Annotated in this window: 7 protein-coding genes and 1 pseudogene; 6 read left to right on the forward strand and 2 right to left on the reverse strand. The window is 67.4% G+C overall.

The window, feature by feature from the left end:
• The first annotated feature begins 281 nt into the window (after window positions 1-281).
• From H8R17_RS44360 to H8R17_RS44380, 5 genes and pseudogenes are all read left to right on the forward strand, one after another.
• Entirely contained in the window at window positions 282-782 is a 501-nt protein-coding gene (locus H8R17_RS44360; RefSeq protein WP_316959745.1) for a TnsA-like heteromeric transposase endonuclease subunit, read from the forward strand.
• A 147-nt stretch (window positions 783-929) separates the two neighbouring features.
• Window positions 930-2,210: a DDE-type integrase/transposase/recombinase gene (locus H8R17_RS49015; RefSeq protein WP_316959746.1), complete on the forward strand. Its 1,281-nt coding sequence runs from the start codon at window positions 930-932 to the stop codon at window positions 2,208-2,210.
• A gap of 57 nt (window positions 2,211-2,267) precedes the next feature.
• Window positions 2,268-2,431, forward strand: a pseudogene (locus H8R17_RS48385) (ATP/GTP-binding protein); the annotation flags it as partial.
• A gap of 157 nt (window positions 2,432-2,588) precedes the next feature.
• The gene (locus H8R17_RS44370) at window positions 2,589-3,239 is read left to right on the forward strand and encodes an HAD family hydrolase (RefSeq protein ID WP_187828831.1); all 651 of its coding nucleotides are present in this window, start codon (window positions 2,589-2,591) and stop codon (window positions 3,237-3,239) included.
• A 799-nt stretch (window positions 3,240-4,038) separates the two neighbouring features.
• Complete coding sequence (locus tag H8R17_RS44380) at window positions 4,039-4,623, forward strand: hypothetical protein (RefSeq protein WP_187828832.1); 585 nt, start codon at window positions 4,039-4,041, stop codon at window positions 4,621-4,623.
• A 21-nt stretch (window positions 4,624-4,644) separates the two neighbouring features.
• On the opposite strand, the gene H8R17_RS44385 is transcribed toward H8R17_RS44380, so the two are convergent.
• Complete coding sequence (locus H8R17_RS44385; RefSeq protein ID WP_187828833.1) at window positions 4,645-4,896, reverse strand: hypothetical protein; 252 nt, start codon at window positions 4,894-4,896, stop codon at window positions 4,645-4,647.
• 446 nt (window positions 4,897-5,342) lie between these two features.
• On the opposite strand from H8R17_RS44385, the gene H8R17_RS44390 reads away from it, so the two are divergent.
• Window positions 5,343-6,173: an IS5 family transposase gene (locus H8R17_RS44390; protein ID WP_187828835.1), complete on the forward strand. Its 831-nt coding sequence runs from the start codon at window positions 5,343-5,345 to the stop codon at window positions 6,171-6,173.
• On the opposite strand, the gene H8R17_RS44395 is transcribed toward H8R17_RS44390, so the two are convergent.
• Window positions 6,091-6,717, reverse strand: a complete 627-nt coding sequence (locus H8R17_RS44395; protein ID WP_187828834.1) for a hypothetical protein — start codon at window positions 6,715-6,717, stop codon at window positions 6,091-6,093. The genes H8R17_RS44390 and H8R17_RS44395 overlap by 83 nt on opposite strands.
• Between the last annotated feature and the right edge of the window lie 119 nt (window positions 6,718-6,836).

Here is a 6,836-nt window from a genome sequence, read left to right on the forward strand (position 1 = left end):
CCCAGCTTCACCAGACCGCTGCGACGGCCCGGCGGTGTCGGCCTTTCACCTCCACTCGATTACGCGGTACTTCGTGGCGCACTCCTGTCTCACTCAATCCAGTCGTTTTCTCAACGGAGCGAGTCGTTCGGGCTTCTGTCTCAGCGAACCTAGTCGCGCGGCTGAGGGCGCTGGGGGTGCTGGTGGCTGTACCGGCTGGGGTGGATCAGGCAGGGCCATGCGTCGAGTTGTCGTACGTGGACGCGGTACACGGGCGTCGTCGGCGTCCGCTGCAGGACTGTGTGACGAGACGGTTCGAGGATGTCGATCCGGTACGCACGTTCCGGTGGTCGCGCGGTGAGCGTCACTTCCCGGGCTGGTACTGGTCGGCGACGACCGGGCGGTACGTCGGCTTTGAATCGTGGCTGGAGCGGGACCGACTGCTGCTGATGGACTTCGATCCGGACGTGGTGGGGATCGGCTCGCAGCCGTTCTGGCTGCACTGGCATGACGGTGAGCGGGAGCGTCGGCACGCCCCGGACTACTTCATCCGCCGCGCGGACTGCTCCGCCGTGGTCGTCGATGTCCGTGCGAACGAGCGGATCGAGCCGAAGGACGCCAAAGCGTTCGAGGTGACACGCCTGGTCTGTGCCCAGGCCGGGTGGAGGTTCGACCGGCTGGGGATACCGGACGCGGTGCTGCTGGCGAATATTCGGTGGCTGTCGCGCTACCGGCACCCACGCTGTCTGCACGACTCGGCCGCGGCCCGGCTCCGGGAGGTCTTCTCAATCCGGGGCCGCTGATGGTGGGGCGGATGCGGCAGGGGATCGGCTGTCGACGCTGCCGGTGTTGTTCCACCTCCTCTGGCTTCAGGAGCTGATCGCCGCGGACACGTCGGTCGAGTTGCTGGGACCTCGCACGATCGTGCACTTGGCCAGTGGAGTTGACTGGTGACCGGCAAGAGGCGGGTGCCGCCGACCTCCCGGATCGCGGAGTTCCCCGAGGCTGCCGCTGATCAGGCCCGCTGGTGGGAGAGGCACATCCTGGAGGTCCTGCACGGTCTGCCGCCGGATGCTCCGGAAGGGACCAAGCCGCGGCCGGAGTTCGACCCGAAACGGCACTCGCTGGCCCAGCGCGAGCGGGCCAAGGCTGCCGAGCTGACGGCGGCCGGGCATCAGGTGTCGGCCAGCGGCATCAAGCAACGGCGCCAGCGTTACCAGCGGGATGGGCTGGTCGGGCTGGCGGACGGCCGGTCGGCCAAACAGATGCAGGCCTTCGGCCAGGTCGACCCGGTTGTGGTGGAGGCGATGCGACAGGCGATCGCCGAGACCGCCGACGCGTCGTCGAGGAGCATCGGCTTCACTCTCTGGCGGACCCAACAGATTCTGTCCGACCGGAAGGAGACCGCCGAGGTTGAGTTGCCGTCTCAGGCCACGCTCTACCGGCTGTTCGAGAAACTCGCCGTCGGCACCCACGCCACCGGGTCGGCCCGCACCCGCCGCTCGGTCGGGGCACGTCCGTCCGGGCCGTTCGGCGAAGTACCGGCCAGTGCGCCCGGTGAGCTGATGCAGATCGATTCCACGCCGATGGACGTGCTGGTGCGGCTGGATGACAGCGTCGCCGAGAAGGTCGAGCTGACGGCCATGGTCGACATTGCCACCAGGTCGATCACTGCGGCGGTGCTGCGACCCTCCACGAAGGCCGCGGATGCCTCCGCCTTGCTGGCTCGCAGTGTTACCCCGGAGACGATCGTCTGCGACCACGGAAGCGTGTTCATTTCGCACGCGTTCAGGTCGTCCTGCCGTTACCTGGGCATCAATCTGCAGCCGGCGACAAGGCGACGCCGACCGACAAGGGCACGATCGAGAAGACCCTGGCTCCGTGGCCACGTTGTTCGCTCAGTTCGTCGCGGGATACACCGGCTCGACGACGGACCGCCGGGGCCGCGGTCTGGAGGACGGGCCGCTGTGGTCGCTGCCCGAACTTCAGAACCTTCTCGACGAGTGGATCATTGCCATCTGGCAAACGAGGCCCCACGACGCCCTGCGCGACCCGGACGCACCGGGGCGGGTGTTCTCGCCGAGCGAGAAGTACGCGACGCTGCTAATCCTGCGGCTACGTGCCAGTGCCGCTCGGCGGGGAGGACTACGTCGAGTTGCTGCCCGAGCGCTGGCAGGCGATCAACGCCTACGGGATCCGCATCAAGCGCACCTACGACAGCCCGGAGTTGAACCCGTTTGGCCGCCAGAGCTCGGGGGTGAGGGCGAAGAAGGGTCTGTGGGAGGTCCACTACCATCATCGAGGCCGTGGTGGGTGTCTGTACCGACGCCCGCACGGGTCTCGTGGTCGTTGACGAGATCCACAACATCTCGCAGAGACCCAGGCCGGCGCCGAGGTCTCCGACACCTTGAAGTACTTCTCCGCCCGTTATCTTGAGCCGGCATGCTTCGCGGCCTGCTGACCTCATGCGATGCGTGGTGGACAGTGTCCTTGACGCTGTCGTCAGCCGAGTCCGCCGACAGCGGAATATTCCTTCCGCGGCGTGTCGGCGACGTCTCAGGATGTGATGGTCGTGCGCGTGGAGACGATCACGGGATTATGGTGCTGGGATGCTGCTGGCACTCTTCGACCTGGACGACACACTCATAGATCATCGCGCCGCATTCCGGGTATGGGCGGAGGAGTTCGCTGCTGAGCACAGTCTCGGCAGCGAGGGCGTCAGCTGGTTGCTGACCGTCAAAGCGGACTACTCGGGGCCCAAGGACCGCCTGTTCTTCTCGGTCCGTGATGAATTCAATCTTGCTGAGTCGGCTGACCAGCTGTGGAGGCAGTACCGCCGCCGGATCCCAGAACTTGCCACGTGCCGTTCCGAAGACCTGGAGGCGTTGGAACAACTCCGTGGCGCCGGTTGGCGGATCGGCATCGTCACCAACGGGATGGCCGACAATCAGTTGGCCAAGATCAATCGGACAGGCCTGGCCAAGCTCGTCAACGCGTGGTGTGTCTCGGACGAGGTCGGCATCCGCAAGCCCGATCCGAGGATCTTTCACCTCGCCGCGCAACGATGCGGGGGGCCTGTGGACCACACCAGCTGGATGATCGGCGACAGCCTCACTCTCGATATCGCCGGTGGCCGGGCCGCCGGACTCCGCACCGTTTGGATCAACCCGTCGCAGTGCGACGTACTTTCTGATCAGCACGGTCCGGACTTCGCTGTTGCTTCCGTAGCCGAAGCGGTTCAGCGCCTCATCGACGGGTGACGCGGCGGCCGGGCGGCACAAAATGCTTGTCAGCAACGCCCGATGACGGCGGAAGATCCCTTCCTCGGCGTGTTGCCAGGGCGGCCTGGCAGGTCGGCGGCTCGTTGGTCACCGAGCGCGAGGGCGAATGCCTGCCGTAGTTCGGGGTTTTCGGCCTCCAGTTGCCGGTTGCGCTCGGTGGCTGCTTCCAGGCGTCGCAGGAGAGGCGTCGGAGGCCCGTTGCCGGTCGGGAACCGGCCGTGCTGCGGGGACGGGACGGTGTCGGGCCCGGAGACGTTCGATCGCGGCTCTCAGGTCGGGCTGGGAGTAGAGCCAGGACCGGGAGACGCCCGCCTCGCGAGCGACGGTCTCGAAGGTGATCATCGCCGGTGGCGTCCATCCGCCGCAGGGCGGAGACCGCCCTGCGGCGAGTCGCCGCGGACCGCCGACGAGCTGCCGCGGCGATCAGGTGGGAGTTGTCAGCCGGCATCCGCGCTCTCCTCGTGTCCGTCCTGGCCGTCTTCCAGTTCGCCGATCATGCGGTCGAGGTTGTCGGCGACCTGCTGGTTCATCTCGGTCATGCGGGTGTGACCGCAGCTCTTCGCGTTGTCGATCAGCGTCTGGGTGCGGGTGCGCTGTTCGCGAAGCTCGGGCAGAAACTCGGGACCGGTGAGGAAGACCGGGCAGGTCAGGCAGGCTTCTCTGAACTAACTGAATAGCCTCCTAGTGAGGGATCCACGTTCGCACTTCGCTTCCGGCGAGGTGCTTCTTTGTTTCTGGAGTCGGGTCTGTGTCGGTGGCTCCTGTTAAGGTCCGCGCCGTGACCTCAACCGATCATCTGCTCGCATCGATCCGGGACACCCCGGACGTCGCTGACCTGCTGCATTCCTCCTTCGAGTTCGGCATCTTCCGCAATGAACACGGTGAGGCGGTCCGCGCCGCCTCCGGTGCCTCGCTGGAGGCCATCGCTGGTGACTGGGCCGGCGGGACCTTCTTCCTGTGCCATGACGAAGACGGGCGTCGCCCCGTGATGTATGCAAGCTCCGAGGGCCAGGGCGGTCTGATCGCTGATGACTTGAGGCAAGCGTTGGAGATCATCACTGGTCTGGCTGTGTGGCAGGACTGCCTGAAGTTCTCGGGCGGCGGAAGGCTGGAGGCCATGGAGGCCGCTGCTGTACTCCTTGAAAAGGATCGAGTCAGCGACGAGCCGACGATCGTTGAGCATCGGGCGCAGGCTGCTGCGGCCTTGTCGCTGGACCGGGTGCCTATGTCCGAACTCGTCGCCCGGCTGAGGAATGCGGTGATGAGGACGGAACCGGACCACCTGGTAGTCACTGAGTCCGGGGATGAGTACGAGTCACTCTTTGGAGAGTTCGTGCCCACCGACAACCCGGGCTGGCGATGAGCCGAGCCTGGCCTCGCTGCGTCAGTCATCATCTGCTGAGGGTTCTGGGCCGGTGACGGTTCGCCCGACCACGCGGCTGAGGTCGGGCATGCCGAGGTGGACGGCGGAGCGGCCGTCGAGCTGTGCGAGCTTGGCCTCCGCACCGCCGAGGCTGACTTGGAGGCCGGCGACTTCCCCGCGCCAACCTTCACGTTCGGCTTCCTCGATGCGGGCAATGAGGTTGTCACGGATCTCGGCCAGGCGGGGCCTCTGGGCGGGGTCCGGACGAAGCATCGAACAGCGGACGCACGCTTCTCTGAACTTTGGGGCCGTGCCGTCCCAAAGCCTCTGATCTGCAGTCCTTTGAAACCGAATTAGAGCGTGGTGGTGAACCGGACCGTGTTCGGTGGGTGGGGCCGGCAGGGGACGCCTCGAACGATCTTGCTGGCCGGTCGGCGTGCATANAGAGCGTGGTGGTGAACCGGACCGTGTTCGGTGGGTGGGGCCGGCAGGGGACGCCTCGAACGATCTTGCTGGCCGGTCGGCGTGCATAGAAGAACGGGCCTCTTGGCAGAGACGAGGTTGTCGACCAATTCTCCGGCCAAGGAGGCCCGTTGCTGGCCCAGTGCACCATCTCCGAGCCAGTCGGTGCCACTTCGGCCACCCCGGCGTGTGACTGCTACGTCCACCAGTTCGGGGCGATCGGCGAGCGTGTCCGTCCTGCGTACTATCCGAGCGACATGACCGACGCGGAGTGGGCCCAGGTCCGAGCTTCGATGCCGGTACCGGCCTGGCTGGAGGGCCGGGGCGGGCGTCCGGAGGAGCACTGCCACCGGGAAATGATCGACGCTGTGCGCTACGTCGTCGACAACGGGGGCAAGTGGCGCGCGATCCCAGCGGACTTCCCCTGGTGGCGGGCGGTGTACGACTTCTTCCGGCGCTGGTGCCGCCACGGCTACGTGCGCGAGCTCTACCAGCGGCTGCGGCGCCTGGAGCGCAAGCGGCAGGGCCGGGAGGCGGAACCGACGGCCGCGGTCATGGACGCGCAGTCGGTCGACGGCTCCGACACCGTCGGCGCCGACAGCCGCGGCTGCGACGGGGCCAAGCTGCGCGACGGCCGGAAACGTCACATCCTGACCGACACGTACGGCTTCCTGCTGGAGGTCACCGTCACCGCCGCCAACGTGCACGACTCCAAGGCCGCCCCCGAACTGATCGAGGCGTTCACGGCCGAGCGGGGCCGCATGCTGAAGCTGGTCCGGGCCGATTCCGCCTACCAGGGCGAGGCCCTGGCCCAGGCGTTCGCGGCGCACGGGGTGGAAGTCGAGATCGTGCGGCGCTCCGACGGGACCCGGGGGTTCGTGGTGCTGGCGCGCAGGTGGGTGGTGGAGAGGACACTGGGGTGGCTCTCACGGGCCCGCCGTCTCAACCGCGACCACGAGCGCCGCCCCGATCACCACGTGCAGATGGTGTGGTGGGCCGGCCTGATCACGCTGACGCGTCGGATGGCGCGCCAGCGCCTGCACTGGCCCGAGTACCGGCCGCACCGGCTGGGCCCGCGGCCGGGGTGAACACTCCGCGCTCGCGCACCAGCCAGCCACGCGCTTGAAGCGCGTAGGCGCGGTGGCGCACCTTCTCCACCTCGTTCAACCGCGACGCGTCCCGGCCCAGCGCGCGCGTCAGCTCCTGCGCGGACACCGGCCCCGCAGCCGCCATGACGGCCGCGAACACCTGCCGGTAGACCCCAGACAGGGACTGGTCGTCCATCCCCGCCTGCCAGACCGGCGGCCGCGGGTCATAACCCGGGCGCAGCACGAGGGCAGGCGCCGCCGCAGTGGCCGCGTCCTGCGCAAAAGCAAGCGCACGTGGCGAGACGTCATCACCTGTATCCGGCACCGCCAAAGTCTCCTGGCCGGCCTGAACACGCCCAGCGACGCACTCGGCCTCCTCCGCGAGCGCGCGCAGCACCTCGCCACAGGCGATACGCGCGTGCTCGAGGCGCTGCCGGGCAGCAGCAGCCTGCTCCTCGGCTTCCTTGACCACCTCCAGCCAGGACTCGAGTTCTTCCCGAGCCCGGGCCTCACGCAACTCCAGCAACGCGATCACCGACGGCACCGCACACCTCCGAGGCAGAACCAACCACCCGCTGGCTGCCCCAGGCCCACCACCCCCACACCACAACCACCCGAAAGCCGCAGATCATCGAGCTACAGCACGGTTCACCACCACGCTCT

Origin of the sequence: Streptomyces sp. TRM68367, assembly GCF_014495685.1 — a bacterium.
GTDB lineage: Bacteria > Actinomycetota > Actinomycetes > Streptomycetales > Streptomycetaceae > Streptomyces.